Annotated in this window: 1 protein-coding gene; it reads left to right on the plus strand. The window is 77.7% G+C overall.

The genetic code is table 11. The features are described 5' to 3' along the window. Positions 1-334: AMP-binding enzyme (locus tag VR44_RS32435; RefSeq protein ID WP_045951211.1), on the plus strand; the 334-nt coding region annotated here is incomplete at its 5' end. Positions 335-382 lie beyond the last annotated feature (48 nt).

Here is a 382-nt window from a genome sequence, read left to right on the forward strand (position 1 = left end):
GGTCAACATCTACAGCCTGCCGGTCGAGGCGGCCCTCACCCGGCACCCCGCCATCGCCCGGGCCGTCGTCGTCGGCCGGCCCAGTGCCGTCACCGGCGAGGAGGTCTGCGCCTTCCTCGTACCGGCTCCCGGTCACACGCCGAGCCAAGCGGCCGCCGTCGAGGCATGCGACCTGGTGGCCCGCGACCTGGCCCCCGCGCACCGCCCGACGGCGGTCTTCTGGGAACCCGACATCCCCCTCACGGACCGCGGCAAGCCCGACAAACGCCTCCTCCGGTCACGCGCAGAAGCCGGGACACCCCGCCCCGGCGCCCCGCCCGCCCCCGGCCGCTGAACCCGGCCCGGTCCACCGCCCGCGCCCGGCCACTGCCTCGCCCCGGCC

This window comes from Streptomyces katrae, from assembly GCF_000966975.1.
In the GTDB taxonomy this organism is placed as follows: Bacteria; Actinomycetota; Actinomycetes; order Streptomycetales; family Streptomycetaceae; genus Streptomyces; species Streptomyces katrae.